Source organism: Streptomyces sp. CB02056 (assembly GCF_001905545.1).
In the GTDB taxonomy this organism is placed as follows: Bacteria; Actinomycetota; Actinomycetes; order Streptomycetales; family Streptomycetaceae; genus Kitasatospora.
This window is the reverse complement of record NZ_LIPD01000003.1, coordinates 843,297-862,035: the sequence shown is the minus strand read 5'-3', so window position 1 is coordinate 862,035 and position 18,739 is coordinate 843,297. Positions and strand designations below refer to the sequence as shown.

The window sequence follows — 18,739 nt, the reverse complement described above, 5'->3', positions numbered from 1 at the left end:
AGCCGTGGAAACACCCGAGCCCGAGGCCACCGCAGCGGAACCCGCCACCCCGGCCGGGTCCACCCCGCGTCGACGGCGGCGGCTGATCGTCGTGATCGCCCTGGTCGCGGCGGTCACCGCCGGGGGCGGGATGTGGGCCGCCACCCTGATCCGCTCGCCGGAGCAGGCCGCCGCCGACGCCAAGGCGCCGCCCGCCTCGGTGCTCACGGCACCGGTGGTGCAGCGGGTGCTCTCCAACACCACCGTCCTGCGCGGGGTGTTCACGGCCGGCCAGTCCTTCCCGGTGCAGCCGGGCGCGGTCTCGGCCAGCGCCGGCGGCCCGGGCGGCGGCACCCCGATCGTGACGGCGCTGAAGGTCAACAGCGGGGACGCGGTGGACTCCGGACAGGTGCTGGCCGAGGTGTCCGGACGGCCGGTGATCGCCCTGCCCGGCTCGACACCCGCCTACCGCGACATGGCACCGGGCGAGTCCGGCGGCGACATCGGCCAACTGCAGGACGTGCTCCGGGACATGGGGTACTACCCGGGCGGCGACGACAAGGGGTACTTCGGGGCCGCCACCAAGGCCGCCGTGGCCAGGCTCTACCAGAAGCTCGGCTACCCGGCGGCCACCACCGGCGACCAGACCGCCACCGCCGTCCGGACCGCCCAGCAGGCCGTGGACCAGGCCAAACAGGCCGTCCGGGACCTGGAGAGCCAGCCCGCCCACGGCGGCGGCGAGCCGACCGCGGCGGCCACTCCGGCCACCACGGCCCCGGCGGCCGGCAAGAACGGCGCACCGGCCCCGGGAACCACCGGGACCGGCGCACCCGCCGGGGGTACCACTGGAGGTGCCGCCGCGCTCGCCCGGGCCCGCGCCGATCTCACCGCCAAGCAGCAGGACCTGGCCCGCGCCCAGGCCAAGGACGGCCCCCAACTGCCCGCCGCCGAGGTGGTCTTCCTGCCGGCGCTGCCGGCCCGGGTGGGCGCCGTCGGCGCCAGGGTCGGCGACAAGGTGACGGCCCCGGTCCTCACCCTCACCGCCGGCGGCCTCAACCTGACCGGCCACCTGCTCCCCGGCGACGCCCCGCTGGTCAAGCCCGGCATGGACGTCACCGTGCTGTCCGAGACCACGGGCGTCCAACTCGCCGCCAAGGTCGGCTCGGTGGGCGCGCTCGTCACCCCGGGAAGCCCCGGTGGCGGCGGGGGTGGGGGCGGCGCCGCCAGCGCGGCACCGGCGGCCCCGGGCGCCGGCACCGACCCCTACGTCCCGCTCGTCGTCACCCCCGACGCCCCCTGGGACCCGGCCCTGGAGGGCCAGGACGTCCGGATCACCGTGGTCGCCGCCTCCACCCAGGGCGAGGTGCTCGCCGTGCCCTCCTCCGCCATCAGCTCGGGCGTCGACGGCCGGACCTCGGTGTCCGTCGCGGGCACCGACGGCACCCGGCGCACCGTGGAGGTGACGGCGGGCGTCGCCGCGGACGGCTTCGTCGAGGTCAAGCCCGCCGCCGGAGCCGAGCTCAAGCCCGGCGAGCAGGTCGTGGTCGGCCGGTGAGCGGGGCCGGGACAGACCGCGCCGGAGCCGACCGCGACACCCCGGTGATCCGGCTGCGCGGGGCGTTCCGCACCTTCCCCGGCCCACCGCCGGTCACCGCCCTGCACCCCCTCGACCTGGAGGTCGCCCGCGGCGAGTACGCCGCCGTGATCGGCCCCTCGGGCTCCGGCAAGTCGACCTTCCTCAACCTGCTCGGCCTGCTCGACCGGCCCAGCGGCGGCACGTACGAACTCGACGGCATCGACACCGGCGCGCTCTCCGAGGCCCGCCGCACCGCGCTCCGCGGGCGCCGGATCGGCTTCGTCTTCCAGTCCTTCCACCTGCTGCCGTACCGGACCGCACTGGAGAACGTAATGCTCGCCCAGGTCTACAACGGATCGGCCAGGGCGGGCCGGGCCGACGCCGCCCGACGGGTCCTGGACCAGGTCGGCCTCGGCCACCGGGCCGAGGCCCTGCCCTCCAGGATGTCCGGCGGTGAACGCCAACGCGTCGCGGTGGCAAGGGCATTGGTGAACCGGCCGTCGCTCCTGCTGTGCGACGAACCGACCGGAAACCTCGACTCGGCGACGGCCCTGCGGGTCATGGAGCTGTTCGAGGAACTGCACGGGAGCGGCCTGACCCTGCTGGTCATCACCCATGACCGCGAGGTCGCCGAACGGGCCCGGCGGACCATCACCATCCGGGACGGCCGGCTGAGCGCGACCGGGGCGGCGGTCGAACGGTGAGGAGGCGCGCCATGTCCACCGAAGTCCCGCTCTCCCGGCTCGGGTTGACCGACCTGCTGAGCGAGGCGCTGTCCGGCATGGTGCAGCGGCCCGGCCGGTCGGTGCTCACCCTGCTGGGCACCGTCCTCGGCGTCGGCGCCTTCGTCGCCGTCCTCGGGCTCACCTCCAGCGCCACCGGCCAGATCGGCAAGCGCTTCTCGGCGCTGCAGAACACCACGGTCACCCTGGTCGGCCGCGGAGCGGAGGTGGTCCTCGGCAACGGCCAGCACCGCGCCGCCATGGACTTCCCCGAGGACGCCGACCGCCGGGTGGGCCGGCTCAACGGCGCGGTCGCGGCCGGGGTCTACTGGAGCGCGCCGCTGACCGAGCCGAAGATCTCCACCTCCCCGGTGCCCGGCACCGGCTCCGGCGCCGGGCTCAACGTCCTGGCGCTCTCCCCCGGCGGCTTCGACGCAATCGAGGCCCGGGTCTCCGCCGGCACCGTCTACAACGCCTTCCACAGCGAACGCGGCCTGCGCGTCGCGGTCCTGGGCTCGGCCGCCGCCGGACGGCTCGGCATCAGCCGCCTCGACGCCCACCCCGCGGTGTTCGTCAACGGCGTCGGCTTCACCGTCATCGGCATCATCGACGGCAGCGCCCGGCTGCCCGAGACCGCGCTCGACGTCATGGTGCCCACCACCACCGCGCGGACGCTCTGGGGCAACCCGCCGCCCGGGGAGAACGGCCGGGCCCGGATGGTGGTCCGCACCCGGACCGGCGCGGCCGCCCTGGTCGCCTCCCAGGCCCCGACCGCCCTGCGCCCGGAAGCCCCCAAGGACTTCGAGGCCCTCGCCCCGCCCGACCCGCACACCCTGCGGGACTCCGTCTCCACCGACCTCACCGGGCTGTTCCTGCTGCTGGCCGCCATCTGCCTGGTGATCGGCGCGGTCGGCATCGCCAACACCACGCTGGTCGCCGTCCTGGAGCGCACCGGCGAGATCGGCCTGCGGCGCGCCCTCGGCGCCCGGCCCCGGCACATCGCGGCCCAGTTCCTCACCGAGTCCACCGTGCTCGGCACCCTCGGCGGGCTGATCGGCACCGCGATCGGCGTGGCCGTCGTGGTGCTGGTCGCGCTGGCCCGCGACTGGACCGCCCTGCTCCAGCCCTGGACGGTCCTGCCCGCACCGCTGGCCGGCAGCCTGGTGGGCCTGCTGGCCGGCCTCTACCCGGCCCTCCGGGCCGCCGCCGTCGAACCGGCCGAAGCCCTGCGCCACTGACCCGACCCCGGCTCCCCCGCCGTCCCCTACAACGAAGCCCGCCCTACGAAGCCGCCCGCAGCAGCGCGTCGTCCTGCCACTTGAGGATCTTGTCGAAGCTGACGATCGCCCCGCGCAGCGGGTGGTTGCGCAGCTGGACGTGGTCGGTGAGGGCGTGGATGAGGAAGAGGCCGCGGCCGGACTCGGCGGTGAGGTCGGGGAGGGTGTCCAGGTCGACCGGGCGCAGGGTGGGGACGCTGGGGCGACAGGGCAGGACGTGGGTGTCGTACGGGTGGCCGTCACGGCGGGGGCCGTACGCGGCGAGGACGCGGGCCGGGACGGTGGCGCGGCCGCGGCGGGTGCGGCGGGGCGCCCGGCCGGCCGCCGCCGGACGGGCCTGGTCCGGCGCGGGGGTGCGGCGGACGGCGGCGGCCCCGGCGGGGGCGGGGGCCGGCAGGCCGGGGCCCGAGTCGGTGACCTCGATCCGCAGCCGGTCGCCGCAGATCGAGGCGGTGACCTGGAAGCCGTCGTCGGGCCGCCCGGTGGCGCCGTGCTCGACGGCGTTGGCGCAGGCCTCGGTGAGGGCGACGCCGAGGTCGTCCGCGATCTGCGGGTCGACGCCCGCGGTCGCCATCGCACCGAGCAGGATGCGCCGGGCCAGCGGAACGCTGGCCGGGTCGCGCTTGAGGTGCAGAGTCCACCAGATGTCCACGGGAGGTCCCTCCTGGCTGCGGCTCCACATACAACTAGGTATCTCCGGGCGATTCCCCGGCGAACCGTGCCCGGGGGCCGCTACCGCCCGTTCGGCGGATGGACCGGGGGCCGGGGTCTGTGCCGGGCGACGCGTACGCCCCCTCGCACGCGCCGCCGAAAGGGGCATTCGTAGGGATTTCCCACCCTGCCCGTGTCGGCGGCGTACGCAATGAGAGGATGGCCCGGCCATGACTGCCCTCGCCGCCGCCCCGCTCCCGGGCGCCCCCGGACCGGCCCAGCCGGTGGGGTCCGCCGCCTGGGACCTGCGGCTTGCCCGGGCGGTCCCGTTCGCGCTGGTGTGCACCCTGATAGCCGCCGCCGGGCACGCCCTGGCGGGTGGCGGGAACGTGCCGCCGACCGCGCTGGCGCTGGGCTTCGCCGCGGTGCTGGCGTTCGCGGTGGTCTGCGGCGGGCGGGAGCGTTCGCTGGCGGCCATCGCCGGGGCGCTCGGCGCCGGGCAGCTCGGACTGCACTGCCTCTTCCACGGTTTCAACGGTTTCGGCGGCTCCATGGCCGGCATGCACCACGGCGGCTCCGGTCCGCTGACCGTGCCGCAGGTGGCCGGCCGGCTGATCTGCAACGAGGCCCGCCCCGGCACGCTGCTCGGCCTGCCGGGCAGCCCGTCCCCGGAGCAGCTGGTCTCCTCCGCGGGCCTGGACCCGCACGCGTTCGCCGCCGCGCCCTGGTGGCAGGCCGGGGTCTTCGGCATGACGCCGTCGATGCTGGCCGGGCACCTCGGCGCCGCGCTGGTCGCGGGCTGGTGGCTGCGGCGCGGCGAGGCGGCCCTGTGGCAGCTGCTGCGGGTGGCCGCCACGGCCGCCCGGGAGCACTGGGCGGCGCCGCTGCGTACGGCGTTCGCGCTGGTGGCCGCGTTGCTGCGCGGTCTGTTCGGGACGGCCGGCCCGGCCCGCCGGTTCGGTGCCCGGGGCGGGGAGAGCCCGCTCCCGGCGGGTGCCGTGCTGCGGCACAGCGTGGTGCGGCGCGGCCCGCCGTGCGGGGCCCTCGCGTACTGACCGGCGTTTCCTGGCGGCCCTCGGCCGTCCCGGGTGCCCGGCGTGCGTACCGTCCGGCCGTTCCCCCGACCACCGGGGCGGCCCGAGGCTCCACCCCCGCGTCCCCACCCCCGCGGCCCCCGCGGCACGGCTCCCGTCCGTCGCCGGTTCCGGCTGCCGCCGAGCTCCGATCGGAGACCCGCATCATGCGTTCCCTTCCCGCCCGCCGTCTCGCCGCCGTCGCCCTCACCGCCGCCGCGTCCGTGGTGGCGCTGGCCGGCCCCGCCTTCGCGCACGTCACCGTGAACCCGGGTGCGGCCGCCCAGGGCGGCTACACGGCCGTCGACTTCCGGGTGCCGAACGAGAGCGACACGGCGGGCACGGTGAAGCTGGAGGTCAACCTCCCGCTGGACCACCCGCTGGCCTCGGTCCGGACCCTGCCGCTGCCGGGCTGGACCGCCGCGGTCGAGAAGGCCAAGCTCGACAAGCCGATCAAGGTGCACGGCAACGACGTCACCGAGGCCGTCTCCAAGATCACCTGGACCGCCGACGCCGGCACCAAGATCGCCCCCGGCCAGTTCCAGGAGTTCCGGGTCTCGCTCGGCCCGCTGCCGACCGACACCGACAACCTGGTCTTCAAGACCCTCCAGACCTACGACAACGGCGACATCGCCCGCTGGATCGACGAGACCAAGGACGGCCAGCCCGAGCCGGCCAAGCCCGCGCCCGTCCTGAAGCTCACCAAGGCCGCCGAGGGTGACGGCCACGGCGTCACCGCCTCCCCGGCCGCGGGCGCCCACGGGGGCAGCTCCGACCAGGCCGCCGCCTCCGGCGACGCCAAGTCCAGCGACTCCACCGCCCGCACCCTGGGCGTGGTCGGCATCGTCGTCGGTGTGATCGGCACCGCCGTCGGTGTGCTCGGCCTGCGCCGCAAGAGCGGCAACGCCGCCTCCTGACCCCACGCCGGTGGGGCCCGTACCCGGACCACGGGTACGGGCCCCACCGGTGGCCCACCCCGCACGATCGGAACTCCCATGCCCCGCACCACCCGCCTGGCCGGCGCGGCCGCCCTCGCGCTGGCCGCCGCCCTGACCCTCTCCGCCTGCGGCTCCTCCGGCGGCGGCTCCACCGCCGCCAAGGTCACCCGGCAGAAGGAGGACACCCCGTACCAGGGCACCAAGCTCGCCAAGAACTTCGAGAAGCCGGACCTCCAGCTGACCGACACCGCCGGCCAGCCCTTCGACCTGCGCCAGCAGACCAACGGCAAGGCCACCCTGCTGTTCTTCGGGTACACCAGCTGCCCGGACGTCTGCCCGACCACCATGGGCGACATCGGCGTCGCGATGAAGGCGCTCCCCGCGGAGGAGCGGCAGAAGGTCAACGTCGTCTTCGTCTCCACCGACCCGCAGCGCGACACCCCCCAGGTGCTGCGCACCTGGCTGGACTCGATGGGCAGCGACTTCATAGGCCTCACCGGGGACCTGGCCAAGGTGAAGACCGCCGCCAGGTCGCTCGGCATCATGATCGAGGACCCGGTCGTCAACGCGGACGGGACGGTCACCTCCACCCACGGCGCGCAGGTGCTGGCCTTCCTCCCCTCGGACGACAAGGCGCACGTGCTCTACATGAGCGGCACCGAGGAGAAGACCTACGAGCACGACCTGCCGCTGCTCGCCAAGGGGGTCGCGGCGTGACCCCGGTACAGACCGGGACCGGCCGCTTCCGCCGCAGCGCCCTGCTCGGCGCCGTCGTCGCCACGGCCCTGGGCGGCGGCGCCATCCTGGCCGCCTGCGGGACGGGCGGCGGCGCGGGCGGCCAGGACGGTGCCGCCGCCGGGCCGGCCCGGCTCAGCGTCGCCGACTCCTACATCCCGCTCCCCCCGGCCGGCGGCATGGCGGCCGGCTACCTGACCGTCCGCAACGACGGCGGGCAGGACCAGCTGCTCAAGGTGAGCAGCCCGGCCGCCGAGTCGGTCACCATGCACCGCTCGAGCGCGTCGACCATGGAGCAGGTGGACAGCCTGGACGTCCCCGCGCACGGCGCGCTGCAGCTCGCCCGGGGCGGCAACCACCTCATGATCATGGGATGGCAGAAGGCCCCGGTCCTCGGCGACGAGCTGGAGCTGGACCTCACCTTCGCCAAGTCCGGCACCATCTCGGTCAAGGTGCCGGTCAAGGAGCTCACCTACCGCCCCGGCCAGAGTTAAGGGGACCGCCACCATGCAGTCGGCCGGCCTGGAGAAGGCCACCCACCGCCGGATCGCCGGGGTGCTCGGAGTGCTCGGCGCGTTGCTCGCGCTGATGCTCGCGGGCGCCGGGCCGGCCTCCGCGCACGCCACCCTGGATTCCACCGACCCCCGGCAGAACTCGGTGGTCGCCACCGCCCCGCAGGCGGTGACGCTGACCTTCAGCGAGTCCGTCTCGCTCTCCAACGACTCCGTCCGGGTGCTCGACCCGGCCGGCAAGGCCGTGGACACCGGCAACCCGGCGCACGCCGACGGCAAGGGCAACACCGCCCGGGTCGGGCTGCGCGACGGACTCGCCAACGGCACGTACACGGTGGCCTGGCGGGCCGTCTCGGACGACTCCCACCCGGTCGGAGGGGCGTTCACCTTCTCCATCGGCGCGCCCTCGGACACCTCGGTGTCGGCCACCGCGCTCCAGGGCGCCGAGGCCGACGGCCTGGTCGCCGCCCTGTACGGCACCGGGCGCACCGTCGCGTACGCCGCCTTCGCGCTGCTGGTCGGCGTCGCCGCCTTCGTGCTGCTCTGCTGGCCGGCCGGCACCGCCCGGCGCCGGGTGCAGCGGCTGCTGATGACGGGCTGGACGGCGCTGCTGGTCTCCACCGTCGCGGTGCTGATGCTGCGCGGCCCGTACGAGCGCGGCTCCGGGATCGGGCAGGCCTTCGACCTGTCGCTGGTGCGCGCCACGCTGGACGAGCGGATCGGCACCGCGCTGGCCGCCCGGCTGCTGCTGCTCGCGGCGGGCGGGGTGTTCCTGTCGCTGCTGGTCGGGCAGCTGGGGCAGCCGCCGCGGCCGGTCGTGCCGAAGCCGCGGGACGAGGAGGAGGCCGGCACCGACGACCTCGCGCGCGGCGCGGCCTCCGAGGACGACGCCGAGGCCGCCGAGCTGCGCGAGCTGGAGCGGCGGGCCGCCGAACGGCCGCAGCGCGAGGCCCGGCTCGGCCTCGGCGTGGCCGGGCTGGTGCTGGCCGTCGCCCTCTCGGCGACCTGGGTCGGCGCCGACCACGCCTCGGTGGGCATCCAGGTCTGGCTGGCGCTGCCGCTCGGCATCCTGCACCTGATCGCGATGGCGCTCTGGCTGGGCGGGCTGGCCGCGCTGCTGGTCGCGCTGCGCGAGGGCGTCGGCGCCGAGGTGGTGGACCGCTTCTCGAAGATCGCCTTCGGCTCGGTGGCCGTCCTGGCCGGGACCGGGATCTACCAGTCCTGGCGGGGCCTGGGCAGCTGGGGCGCGCTGACCGGCACCGAGTACGGGCGGCTGCTGCTGGTGAAGAGCGGCTGCGTGGCCGCGATGCTGGGCGTCGCCTGGATCTCCCGCTCCTGGCTGGCCAGGCTGCGCTCGGCCCCGGCCGAGGCGGTCGAGGTCGCACCGGCCGAGCTGCCGGAGCCGGTCGCCGTGGCGGCGCACAGCGAGGACCCGGCCCGGCAGGCGCAGCTGGAGCGCCAGCGGGCCGCGCTGCGGAGCGCCGGACGCGACCGCGGGCTGACCCCGACCCGGGCCGGGCTGCGCCGCTCGGTGCTGGTCGAGGCGCTGGTCGCGGTGGCGGTGCTGGTGGTCACCACGATGCTCACCAACTCCCCGCCCGGGCGGGTGGCGGGCGAGGTCAAGGCCGGGGCGGCCGCCGCTCCGGCCGCCGGCGGGGCCGCCGCGGCGCCGCAGACCGAGCCGGGCCGCACCGTCGACCTCAAGCTCCCGTACGACACCAAGGGCCGGACGCCGAACGCCAAGGGCACCGCGACCGTCACCCTCAACCCGGCCCGGACCGGGCCGAACGAGGTGAAGCTCGCGCTGGACGGCGCGGACGGGCAGCCGGTGGACGTCCCCGAGGTGGAACTCGCCTTCACCCTGCCGGACCGCGACCTCGGTCCGCTGCCGGTCGCGCTCACCCCGGAGGGCACCGGCCGCTGGAGCGGCACCGCGCAGCTGCCGCTGGCGGGCACCTGGGTGGTGTCGGTGCAGATCCGCTCCTCCGACATCGACCAGACCACCCCGACCCAGCAGTTCAAGATCGGGTGAGCGGGGTGACCGACATGTCGACGGACCACGCTTCGTCAGGCCGCAAACCGACAAGCCACGGCCCGGCGGACCGCGCTTCGGCGGGGCCCGCGGGCTTCACCCGGCGGGCGCTGCTCGGCACCGCCGGGGCCGGGCTGCTGGTCGGGGCCGGCGCGGGCGTCGCCGGGGCGGTCGCCTACGACCGTCCCGACCGGAGCGGCCGGGCCGCGGCCGGCCCGGGCGGCGCGCTGGGCGCGGCCCGGGTGCCGTTCCGCGGCGAGCACCAGGCCGGGATCACCGACCCGCCGCAGGCCAGGGTCCAGCTGGCCGCCTTCGACCTGGCCGAGGGCGTCGGCCGGGACGGGCTGCGCACCCTGCTCCAGCGCTGGACGAAGGCGGCCGACCGGCTGACCGCCGGGGAGCCGTCCGAGGAGTTCGACAACCAGGTCGCGCTGGACGCCGGGCCCTGCTCGCTCACCGTCACGGTCGGCTTCGGCGCCACGCTGTTCGACAAGGCCGGGCTGGCCGACCGCCGCCCGCCCGGGCTCGCACCGCTGCCCGCCTTCCCCGGCGACGCGCTCGACCCGGCCCGCGGCGACGGCGACCTGTTCGTCCAGATCGGCGCGGACGACGCCCTGGTCGCGGTGCACGCCCTGCGGGTGCTCCAGCGGCTGGCGGCCGGTACGGCGGCGCTGCGCTGGCAGTCGGCCGGCTTCGCCCGCACCCCCGGCGCCGCCGCCCAGCCGGTGACCGGGCGCAACCTGATGGGCCAGATCGACGGCACCAACAACCCCCGGCCGGACGAGGACGGCTTCGCCGCCAAGGTGTTCTGCGCCGCCGGTGGCGACCAGCCGGCCTGGCTGACCGGCGGCTCGTACCTGGTGTTCCGGCGGATCCGGATGCTGCTGGACAACTGGGAGGCGCTGCCGGTGGACCGGCAGGAACGGGTGATCGGGCGGCGCAAGTCGGACGGCGCCCCGCTCGGCGCGCCCGCCGGGGCCGGCGAGCGCTCCCCGGTCGACCTCGCAGCGCAGGGCCCGGACGGCACCCTGGCGATCCCCGCCGACGCGCACATCCGGGTCGCCGCCCCGGCGGCCAACGGCGGGGCGGCGATGCTGCGGCGCGGGTTCTCGTACCACGACGGGCTGCTGCCGGACGGCTCACCGGACGCCGGGCTGCTCTTCCTCGCCTTCCAGAACGACCCGGGCAAGGGCTTCACCCCGGTGCAGCGCAAGCTCTCCCGGGGCGACGGCCTCTCCCGCTTCCTGCGGCACGAGGCGAGCGGCCTGTACGCGCTGCCGCCGGGCGCGCCGCCCGGCGGCTACCTCGGCCGGCAGCTGCTGGAGGGGTAGTTCCCCGGACGGTTCCCCGGGGGTCCGACCACGGACCCCCGGGATCCACCGCCGCGGTCCCGGCCACTGGAACGCTTGGCCGCCGGGGCCGTTGAATCGTTAGGGTGACTGCTTCGGCACACCCTGCCCGCGCAGTACCCCGGAACCCCACGGAGGCGTCATGTCGGCCACCCGCTACACCTACCTCGGACCGGCCGGCACGTTCACCGAGGCGGCCCTGCACACCCTGCCCGAGGCGGCGACCCGGGAGCTGGTGCCGCTGTCCTCGGTGGCGCTGGCGCTGGACGCGGTGCGCGGCGGGGAGGCGGCCGGGGCGTTCGTCCCGATCGAGAACTCGGTGGAGGGCGCGGTCACCGCGACCAACGACGAACTCGCCTCCGGCACACCGCTGATGATCTACCGTGAGGTGCTGCTGCCGATCACCTTCGCGCTGCTGGTGCGGCCGGGCACCGAGCTGTCCGGGATCAAGACGGTGACCAGCCACCCGGTGGCCCAGCCGCAGGTGCGGCGCTGGCTGGCGGCCAATCTGCCGGAGGCGGACTGGGAGTCGGCGGCCTCCAACGCGGACGGCGCCCGGCTGGTCGCCGAGGGCCGCTACGACGGCGCGTTCGCGGGCGAGTTCGCGGCGCCGATCTACGGGCTGGAGCCGCTGGTCAAGGAGATCGCGGACGCGAAGAGCGCGGCCACCCGGTTCGTCCTGGTCGGCCGCCCGGGGCGGGTCTCCTCGCCGACGGGCGCGGACAAGACCTCGATGGTGGTCTGGCTGCCGGACGACCACCCGGGCGCGCTGCTGGAACTGCTCCAGGAGTTCGCGGTGCGCGGGGTCAACCTGATGCGGATCGAGTCCCGCCCGACCGGCGAGGGCATGGGCAGCTACTGCTTCCTGATCGACTGCGAGGGCCACCTGTCCGAGCGCCGGGTCGGCGAGGCGATGATGGGGCTCAAGCGGATCTGCCCGCAGGTGCGGTACCTCGGCTCCTATCCGCGCGCCGACCGGCAGGAGTCCACCCACCGCCGGCCGGGGACCTCGGACGGGGATTTCACCTCGGCGGCGGACTGGCTCTCCCGCGCGCTCGACGGCCGCGGGGACATCTGAGCTTCGCCTCGAGTCCTTCCGGACTTTTCCGACTGTTTTCGCCCGGCCCGGGCGGCCCGGGCGGGTGACCGCACCGTCGTCCACAGGGGCCGTCGGGGCCGGAGACCGCTGTCCACAGGGCTCCCCGCTGTCCACAGCCCGGAGTTATCCACAGGCCTGGGGACGAGTCGACAAACCGGTATAGCCATTGCCCAGACCCGGTCGGACCATCGGTTTGCGTCGCAGAGATGACCAATCGGACCAGAGTCACCCGGTTGCCAGCAAATCACCCGTCCGAGTGCTTCAATTCCCTCACCCGAGAAGGTTGATTGAGGTTTGAAACCTCAATTCCCTGGTTCGTTCACGCGGAAGGCAATCCTCCCCTTTGATCCACAGGCCCGGGGCCCGGCCTGTGGATAACCCGGCGACGGGAAGTTCCCCACAGGAGTTATCCACAGGCGCGGGCGAGTTATCCCCAGGGAAAAAGCCGTACCGGTGGAGGAACGGTCTCCCGGTACGCTTGGGCCTGTGATTGACCTTCGCCTGCTCCGTGAGGACCCTGACCGAGTGCGCGCCTCGCAGCGCGTCCGTGGCGAGGACGTCGACCTGGTCGACGCCCTCCTCTCCGCCGATGAGCGGCGCCGGTCCTCGGGCAGCCGCTTCGACGAACTGCGCAGCGAGCAGCGGGTGCTCGGCAAGCAGGTCGCCCAGGCCAAGGGCGACGAGAAGGCCGCCCTGCTCCAGCGCACCAAGGACCTGGCCGCCGAGGTCAAGGCCGCCGACGCCGAGCAGGGAGCGGCCAAGGAGGAGGCCGACCGCCTGCTCCGCTCCCTGGCGAACCTCATCGACCCGGCCGCCCCGGTCGGCGGCGAGGAGGACTTCGTCACCCTCGAGGAGATCGGCACCCCGCGCGACTTCGCCGCCGAGGGCTTCGAGCCCCGCGACCACGTCGAGCTCGGCCAGATCCTCGGCGCGATCGACACCGAGCGCGGCGCCAAGGTCGCCGGTGCCCGCTCCTACTACCTGACCGGCGTCGGCGCGCTGCTGGAGCTCGCCCTGGTCAACATGGCGATCGCCCAGGCCACCGCGGCCGGCTTCATCCCGATGATCACCCCGACCCTGGTCCGCCCGGCCGCCATGGACGGCACCGGCTTCCTCGGCCAGGCCGCCGAGAACGTGTACCACCTCGCCGAGGACGACCGGTACCTGGTCGGCACCAGCGAGGTCCCGCTCGCGGCGTACCACATGGACGAGATCCTCGACGCCGACAAGCTGCCGCTGCGCTACGCCGGCTACTCGTCCTGCTTCCGCCGCGAGGCCGGCACCTACGGCAAGGACACCCGCGGCATCATCCGCGTCCACCAGTTCGAGAAGGTGGAGATGTTCGTCTACACCACTCCCGAGGACGCGGAGAACGAGCACCGGCGCCTGCTCCAGTGGGAGAAGGACTTCCTCAACGCGCTGGAGCTGCCGTACCGGGTGATCGACGTCGCCTCCGGCGACCTCGGCGCCTCGGCCGCGCGCAAGTTCGACATCGAGGCGTGGATCCCCACCCAGGGCAAGTACCGCGAGGTCACCTCGACCTCCAACACCACCGAGTACCAGGCCCGCCGGCTGTCGATCCGGATGCGCGAGGAGGGCAAGACCCGCCCGCTCGCCACCCTGAACGGCACCCTGGTCGCCGTCCCGCGCACCATCGTGGCGATCCTGGAGAACCACCAGCAGGCCGACGGCTCGGTCGTCGTGCCCGAGGCGCTGCGGCCGTACCTCGGCGGACGGACCGTCCTCGAGCCGGTCAAGTAAGCCGGCCCGCCCAGCACCACCTGCGACACTCCCGGGAGACGTACGGCCCATGAGCACCACCAGCCCCAGCCCCGTCTCCCCCGACGGTGGCGACCTGCCCTACCGGCTGGTCGCCACCGACCTCGACGGCACCCTGCTCACCAGCGGGGAGACCGTCTCCGAGCGCACCCGCGCCGCCCTGGCCGCGGCCACCGGCGCGGGCGCGCTGCACATCATCGTCACCGGGCGCTCCGCGGTCTGGGCCCGCCCGGTCTTCGACGAGATCGGCTACACCGGGATAGCGGTCTGCGGCCAGGGCGCCCAGGTGTACGACGCCGGCGCGCACAAGCTGCTCACCTCGCTCACCCTGGACCGGCGGCTCGCCGCGCTCGCGATCGAGAAGATCGAGGCCGAGACCGGCCCGCTGGCCATCGCCGCCAACCAGGACGGCCTCGACGGCCAGGTGCTGGCCGGCCCCGGCTACGAGCTGCTGATCGGCTCCGACCTGCCGGTCGTCCGGGTCGACCGCGGCGGGCTGTACGACTCCCCGCTCAGCAAGCTGTACATCCAGCACCACGCCCTCACCGACGACGCCCTCGCCGAGGCCGCCCGCCGCGCCGCCGGCGACCTGGTCGGCGTGGTGATGGCCGGCGCCGGCGTGGTCGAGCTGCTCCCGCTCGGCCTCTCCAAGGCCACCGGCCTGGCCGTCGCCGCCCGCCGCCTGGGCGTCCGCGCCGCCGACACCATCGCCTTCGGCGACATGCCCAACGACGTCCCGATGTTCGGCTGGGCCGCCCACGGCGTCGCCATGGCCAACGCCCACGAGGAACTCCTCGCCGTCGCCGACACCGTCACCACCAGCAACGACGAGGACGGCGTCGCCGCGGTCCTGGAGCACCTCTACCCGCAGCGCTGACGCCTCCGGCGCGGCCCTTGTGCGCCGTGCCCCGGGCTCGCACACCCCGTAACCCCGCCCGAAGCCGGAGAACCGCCGGCGCTCGGGCCATCCGCTGCGGCCTTCCGCCCCGCGCAGTTCCCCGCGCCCCTGCTGGGGCGCGGGGAACTGCTGTCTGCGGAGGAGACGCACCCCCGGCGGCGGGTGGGGTGAGGCCGATCGGGGGGTTCAGGGGCTGGTCAGGGATGGGTTGTAGGATGACCGGGCAAGCGGTTGTAGGATGACCGACGACTGGTTTCGGCGTGTGCGGTGGGAAGGGAGGTCCGGCATGAGCGGCGGTCTGCAGGCGGCCGGGCGGCGTTCCCTGGTGGACACCGCGATCGAGCAGTTGCGGGAGCAGCTGGCGGGTGGGGCGTGGCCGGTGGGGTCGCGGATTCCCACCGAGCACGAGCTGGCCGAGCAGCTGCGCGTCGGGCGGAACACCGTGCGGGAGGCGATCCGGGTGCTGGTGCACGCCGGGATGCTGGTCTCCCGGCAGGGCGAGGGGACGTTCGTCCGCTCCACCAGCGACCCGGCGTCCGTGCTGCGCGGCGTCCAGCGCTCCGGCATCCGGGACGTCCTGGAGGTCCGTGCGGCGCTGGAGACCGAGGGCGCCCGGCTGGCCGCGCTGCGGCACACCCCCGAGGACGTCCGGCGGATGCGCGCCGCCCTGGCCCGTGAGGCCGAGGTGTTCGCGGCGCACCCCGAGCGGGCGAGCCGCGAGGCCACCGTCGAGCACGACCTGGAGTTCCACACCGCCGTCGTCGAGGCCGCGCACAACCCCGCGCTGGCCGAGGTGTACCGCTACTTCGGTGCCTCCGTCCGCGAGGCGATGACCTCCGCCTTCGGCGACCACGACATGCCCGAGGCGGTCGTGGCCACCCACGAGGCGCTGGTCGACGCGATCGAGAGCGGTGACCCGGACCGGGCCGAGGCGGCGTGTCGTGCGCTGCTCGCCGGCCCGACCGCGGCCGTCGAGCAGCTGCTCGCGGCCATCGCGGCCCGGAAGTAGGACGGCGCGAGCCTCCCTTCCGCCGTCCGCTTCCCCCGCACATTCACGAAAGAACAGCACACCCATGGCCGTCACCCGTGCCCAGCAGCCGGTTGTCACCGCTCCTGCCCCGCTCCCCGGCCGCGCCCGGCTGGCCCATCCGCTGCTGCTGCTGACCGGCATCGTGCTGGTCGCGCTGAACATGCGCGCCTGTCTGGCCGCGGTCTCCCCGATGGTCGGCGAGATCCAGCGGACCTTCGGCCTCTCCGCCACCGCGAGCGGTCTGATCACTACCGTCCCGGTGCTGTTCCAGGGCGTCGGCGCCCCGCTCACCCCCCGGCTGACCCGCCGTTTCGGCGCCGAGCGGGTGGTGCTCGGCGCGGTGCTGGTGCTGGGCGCGGGCGTGCTGCTGCGGGTGCTGCCCTCGGTGGCGGCCCTGTACGCGGGCTGCGTGGTGATCGGCGTGGCGATCGCGGTGCTGAACGTGTCGATGCCGGGCCTGGTCAAGCGCGAGTTCCCGGACCGCGCGGCCACCATGACCGGCGTCTACTCGACCACCATGCTGGTCGGCGCCACGCTCGCGGCCGGCACCTCCGTCCCGCTGGAGCACGCGCTCGGCGGCGGCTGGCGGGCCTCGCTCGGCGCCTGGTCGCTGCTCGCGCTGGTCGCGGCGGTGGCCTGGCTGCCGCAGGTGCTGCGCTCCCGCCAGGAGCGGCAGGGGGCGGTGGCCGCGGCCGCCGCGCCGGCCAAGCCGATCGAGGGCATCTGGAAGTCCGCGCTGGCCTGGCAGATCAGCCTCTTCATGGGCATCTCGTCGCTGCTGGTCTACACCCTGGTCGCGTGGATGCCGACGATCCTGGCCGAGCACGGCATGGACCGCGGCCAGGCCGGTCTGGTCTTCGCCTTCTCCAACCTGGTGCAGGTGGCGGGCGCCTTCCTGGTGCCGCTGATGGCCGGCCGGATGACCAGCCAGCGCGCGCTGGCGGTGGTCATGGTCGCCCTGAACGGGCTGGGCATCGCGATGCTGCTGGTCGCGCCGGTCTCCGCCGCGTGGGTGTCGGCGACGATCCTGGGTGTGGCCCAGGGCGGTTCGCTGGGCCTGGGCCTGGCGTTCATCGTGCTGCGCACCGACACCGCGGCCGGTGCCGCCCAGCTGGGCGGGATGTCGCAGGCGATCGGCTACCTGGTCGCGGCGGCCGGCCCGGTCGGCGCGGGTGCGCTGCGCCAGCTGACCGGCGGCTGGGAGACCCCCCTGGTGCTGATGCTGGTGCTGGTCCTGGTGGTCGGCGCGGCCGGCTGGGGCGCGGGCCGCAACCGCACCCTCTGAACCGACCGCGCGCACTACAGCTCCGGACGGCGGTGAGCCCCGGACACCCTCACAGGTGTCCGGGGCTCACCGCTTGTGCGGTACGGGGCTCACTCCTCGCCGGCGAGGGTCATCCCGGCCAGTTTCACCGAGGCGAGCACCGTCGCCGCGACGGTGACCACCAGCAGCAGCGGCACGGCCGCTCCGAGCGAGACGTCCGAGCTGATCGCGTTCTGTCCCGCGACCGCCTCGGCCACCGAGCGGCCCCACTGCTGGATGCTCAGCGTCCGGGCGCCCTCGACGAAGTTGCCGACCGTCGACTCCCAGATCAGGGCGTACGCCAGACCGGCCACGACCGCGTGCCGGGTGACCACGCCGAGCAGCAGGAACAGCGCGCTGTACGCGGCCCCGGCGACCAGCACGGCCACGGTGTAGCCGAGCGCCACGCCGTCCTGGGTGCCGACCAGCAGCAGCCCGGCCAGCAGCGTCGGGACGACCGAGAACAGCCAGGTGACGCCGATCGCGACGACCAGCTTGGTGGTCACGATCCGCCACCGGGGCAGCGGCTTGGCGAGCAGGTAGACGATCGAGCCGTCGTCGATCTCGTTGGCGATCACCCCGGTGCCGACCACCAGTCCGAGGATCGGGATCAGGGTGCCGAGGCCGAGGGCGCCGAGGATGTTGTTGGCCATGTCGTGCGGGTCGGCGCTGGACACGCTCGCGACGGCCGCGACGACCAGCAGCAGGGCGGGGGCCACCAGCAGCAGCAGGCCGCGGCGGCGCCCCAGCAGCCCGCGCAGGGTCAGCCTGGCGACGGTGGGGTTCATGGTCGGTCGGCCCCTTCCTGGGCAACAACGGTCCTGGCGGCAGCGGTCCCGCCGACAGTGGTCCTGCCGACGGCGCTCACGCGGAGACCAGGTAGGAGAAGACGCTCTCCAGCGATTCGTCCGCCGGGGAGACGGTGTACAGCCGGATGCCGGCCTCCCGGGCGACCCTGGGCAGCAGGGTGGTGAAGCCCTGGAAGTTCACCGCTTCGATCCGCAGCGCCCGCTCCCGTTCGTCCACCTCGATGCCGCTGGTCGAGCCGTCGGCGATCAGCGCGGCGGCGAGCCGGCGGTCGTCGCTGGAGCGGACCAGGTAGCGGTGCGGGCGGTCGGTCATCAGCCGGCGGATCTTGCGGAAGTCGCCCGAGGCGGCGTGCCGTCCGGCGACCACCACCTCGATGTGCCGGGCCAGCTGCTCGACCTCCTCCAGGATGTGGGAGGAGAACAGCACCGTCCGGCCGTCGGCGCCGAAGCGGCGCAGCAGGTCCATCAGCTGGAGCCGCTGGCGCGGGTCCATGCCGTTGAAGGGCTCGTCGAGCAGCAGGACGGACGGGTCGTGGACCAGCGCGGAGGCCATCTTGACCCGCTGCTTCATGCCCTTGGAGTAGGTGCCGGTGCGGCGGTCCTTGGCGTAGTCCATCTCCACCAGGTCCAGCGCCCGGCGGGCGGCGGCGCCCGGCTGGGGCAGGCCGTGCAGTTCGGCGTTGGCGAGGACGAACTCCCAGCCGGTCAGGTAGTCGTACATCGACTCCCGCTCGGGCACCAGGCCGATCTGCTTGTACACCTGCTGGTTGCGCCAGATCGGCGCGCCGTCCAGGGTGACGGAGCCGCTGGAGGGGGCCAGGAAGCCGCTCATCATGTGGATGAGGGTGGACTTGCCCGCCCCGTTGGGACCGAGCAGGCCGGTGATGCCGGGGCCGATGGTCATGGTGATGTCGTTGACCGCGACCACGTTCCCGAACCAGCGGGAGACCTTGTCGATGCTGATGGTGGCCATGCCG

At 74.7% G+C, this 18,739-nt stretch carries 17 protein-coding genes; 14 read left to right on the top strand and 3 right to left on the bottom strand.

All coding sequences use genetic code 11. The features are described 5' to 3' along the window. The first annotated feature begins 4 nt into the window (after positions 1–4). From AMK13_RS11310 to AMK13_RS11300, 3 genes are read left to right on the top strand one after another with little or no spacing between them, the layout of a single operon-like run. On the top strand, positions 5–1,534 hold the full coding sequence (locus AMK13_RS11310; protein WP_143204524.1) for a peptidoglycan-binding domain-containing protein: 1,530 nt from the start codon (positions 5–7) through the stop codon (positions 1,532–1,534). Continuing rightward, positions 1,531–2,259 carry an ABC transporter ATP-binding protein gene (locus AMK13_RS11305; protein WP_049657146.1) on the top strand — a complete coding sequence of 243 codons (729 nt, stop codon included), beginning with the start codon at positions 1,531–1,533 and terminating at the stop codon, positions 2,257–2,259. The genes AMK13_RS11310 and AMK13_RS11305 overlap by 4 nt, the downstream gene beginning before the upstream one ends. Before the next feature lie 11 nt (positions 2,260–2,270). After that, complete coding sequence (locus tag AMK13_RS11300) at positions 2,271–3,515, top strand: ABC transporter permease (protein WP_074002025.1); 1,245 nt, start codon at positions 2,271–2,273, stop codon at positions 3,513–3,515. Between the two features lie 43 nt (positions 3,516–3,558). Here the strand turns inward: AMK13_RS11300 and AMK13_RS11295 are convergent, their stop codons facing one another. Continuing rightward, complete coding sequence (locus AMK13_RS11295; RefSeq protein ID WP_181970636.1) at positions 3,559–4,206, bottom strand: ATP-binding protein; 648 nt, start codon at positions 4,204–4,206, stop codon at positions 3,559–3,561. A gap of 229 nt (positions 4,207–4,435) precedes the next feature. On the opposite strand from AMK13_RS11295, the gene AMK13_RS11290 reads away from it, so the two are divergent. The 11 genes from AMK13_RS11290 to AMK13_RS11240 all read left to right on the top strand — a co-directional run bounded on the left by AMK13_RS11290 (position 4,436) and on the right by AMK13_RS11240 (position 16,935). Next, positions 4,436–5,260 (top strand): hypothetical protein, encoded by an 825-nt coding sequence (locus AMK13_RS11290; protein WP_079272020.1) that lies wholly within the window; start codon positions 4,436–4,438, stop codon positions 5,258–5,260. 185 nt (positions 5,261–5,445) lie between these two features. Then, a complete protein-coding gene (locus AMK13_RS11285) occupies positions 5,446–6,195 on the top strand; it encodes a YcnI family copper-binding membrane protein (RefSeq protein WP_074002023.1) in 750 nt (249 codons plus the stop codon). Between the two features lie 78 nt (positions 6,196–6,273). Next, positions 6,274–6,933, top strand: coding sequence for an SCO family protein (locus AMK13_RS11280; protein WP_049660017.1), 660 nt, complete (start codon positions 6,274–6,276; stop codon positions 6,931–6,933). Continuing rightward, positions 6,930–7,445, top strand: a complete 516-nt coding sequence (locus tag AMK13_RS11275; RefSeq protein WP_107418708.1) for a copper chaperone PCu(A)C — start codon at positions 6,930–6,932, stop codon at positions 7,443–7,445. Before AMK13_RS11280 ends, AMK13_RS11275 begins: the two co-directional genes overlap by 4 nt. A 13-nt stretch (positions 7,446–7,458) precedes the next feature. Next, positions 7,459–9,495 carry a FixH family protein gene (locus AMK13_RS11270; protein WP_074002022.1) on the top strand — a complete coding sequence of 679 codons (2,037 nt, stop codon included), beginning with the start codon at positions 7,459–7,461 and terminating at the stop codon, positions 9,493–9,495. Between the two features lie 14 nt (positions 9,496–9,509). Further along, positions 9,510–10,826: an iron uptake transporter deferrochelatase/peroxidase subunit gene (efeB, locus tag AMK13_RS11265; RefSeq protein WP_074002177.1), complete on the top strand. Its 1,317-nt coding sequence runs from the start codon at positions 9,510–9,512 to the stop codon at positions 10,824–10,826. Between the two features lie 160 nt (positions 10,827–10,986). After that, complete coding sequence (gene pheA, locus AMK13_RS11260; protein WP_049652857.1) at positions 10,987–11,922, top strand: prephenate dehydratase; 936 nt, start codon at positions 10,987–10,989, stop codon at positions 11,920–11,922. A gap of 507 nt (positions 11,923–12,429) precedes the next feature. Continuing rightward, positions 12,430–13,704 (top strand): serine--tRNA ligase, encoded by a 1,275-nt coding sequence (serS, locus tag AMK13_RS11255; protein WP_074002021.1) that lies wholly within the window; start codon positions 12,430–12,432, stop codon positions 13,702–13,704. Positions 13,705–13,753: 49 nt separating this feature from the next. Next, entirely contained in the window at positions 13,754–14,599 is an 846-nt protein-coding gene (locus tag AMK13_RS11250) for an HAD family hydrolase (protein ID WP_049652861.1), read from the top strand. 307 nt (positions 14,600–14,906) lie between these two features. Beyond that, entirely contained in the window at positions 14,907–15,629 is a 723-nt protein-coding gene (locus tag AMK13_RS11245; RefSeq protein WP_049652863.1) for a FadR/GntR family transcriptional regulator, read from the top strand. Positions 15,630–15,693: 64 nt separating this feature from the next. Next, positions 15,694–16,935, top strand: coding sequence for a CynX/NimT family MFS transporter (locus AMK13_RS11240; RefSeq protein WP_074002020.1), 1,242 nt, complete (start codon positions 15,694–15,696; stop codon positions 16,933–16,935). 89 nt (positions 16,936–17,024) lie between these two features. Here the strand turns inward: AMK13_RS11240 and AMK13_RS11235 are convergent, their stop codons facing one another. Then, positions 17,025–17,741 (bottom strand): ABC transporter permease, encoded by a 717-nt coding sequence (locus AMK13_RS11235; protein WP_049652868.1) that lies wholly within the window; start codon positions 17,739–17,741, stop codon positions 17,025–17,027. A 76-nt stretch (positions 17,742–17,817) separates the two neighbouring features. Then, a complete protein-coding gene (locus AMK13_RS11230) occupies positions 17,818–18,735 on the bottom strand; it encodes an ABC transporter ATP-binding protein (RefSeq protein WP_049652871.1) in 918 nt (305 codons plus the stop codon). Between the last annotated feature and the right edge of the window lie 4 nt (positions 18,736–18,739).

Bases quoted from the DNA above. Each gene is read 5' to 3' on its own strand.
- AMK13_RS11240 (WP_074002020.1), top strand. From the start codon at position 15,694: ATGGCCGTCACCCGTGCCCAGCAGCCGGTTGTCACCGCTCCTGCCCCG.
- AMK13_RS11235 (WP_049652868.1), bottom strand. From the start codon at position 17,741: ATGAACCCCACCGTCGCCAGGCTGACCCTGCGCGGGCTGCTGGGGCGC.
- pheA (WP_049652857.1), top strand. From the start codon at position 10,987: ATGTCGGCCACCCGCTACACCTACCTCGGACCGGCCGGCACGTTCACC.
- AMK13_RS11270 (WP_074002022.1), top strand. From the start codon at position 7,459: ATGCAGTCGGCCGGCCTGGAGAAGGCCACCCACCGCCGGATCGCCGGG.
- AMK13_RS11300 (WP_074002025.1), top strand. From the start codon at position 2,271: ATGTCCACCGAAGTCCCGCTCTCCCGGCTCGGGTTGACCGACCTGCTG.
- AMK13_RS11290 (WP_079272020.1), top strand. From the start codon at position 4,436: ATGACTGCCCTCGCCGCCGCCCCGCTCCCGGGCGCCCCCGGACCGGCC.
- AMK13_RS11280 (WP_049660017.1), top strand. From the start codon at position 6,274: ATGCCCCGCACCACCCGCCTGGCCGGCGCGGCCGCCCTCGCGCTGGCC.
- AMK13_RS11250 (WP_049652861.1), top strand. From the start codon at position 13,754: ATGAGCACCACCAGCCCCAGCCCCGTCTCCCCCGACGGTGGCGACCTG.
- AMK13_RS11230 (WP_049652871.1), bottom strand. From the start codon at position 18,735: ATGGCCACCATCAGCATCGACAAGGTCTCCCGCTGGTTCGGGAACGTG.
- AMK13_RS11245 (WP_049652863.1), top strand. From the start codon at position 14,907: ATGAGCGGCGGTCTGCAGGCGGCCGGGCGGCGTTCCCTGGTGGACACC.
- AMK13_RS11285 (WP_074002023.1), top strand. From the start codon at position 5,446: ATGCGTTCCCTTCCCGCCCGCCGTCTCGCCGCCGTCGCCCTCACCGCC.
- efeB (WP_074002177.1), top strand. From the start codon at position 9,510: ATGTCGACGGACCACGCTTCGTCAGGCCGCAAACCGACAAGCCACGGC.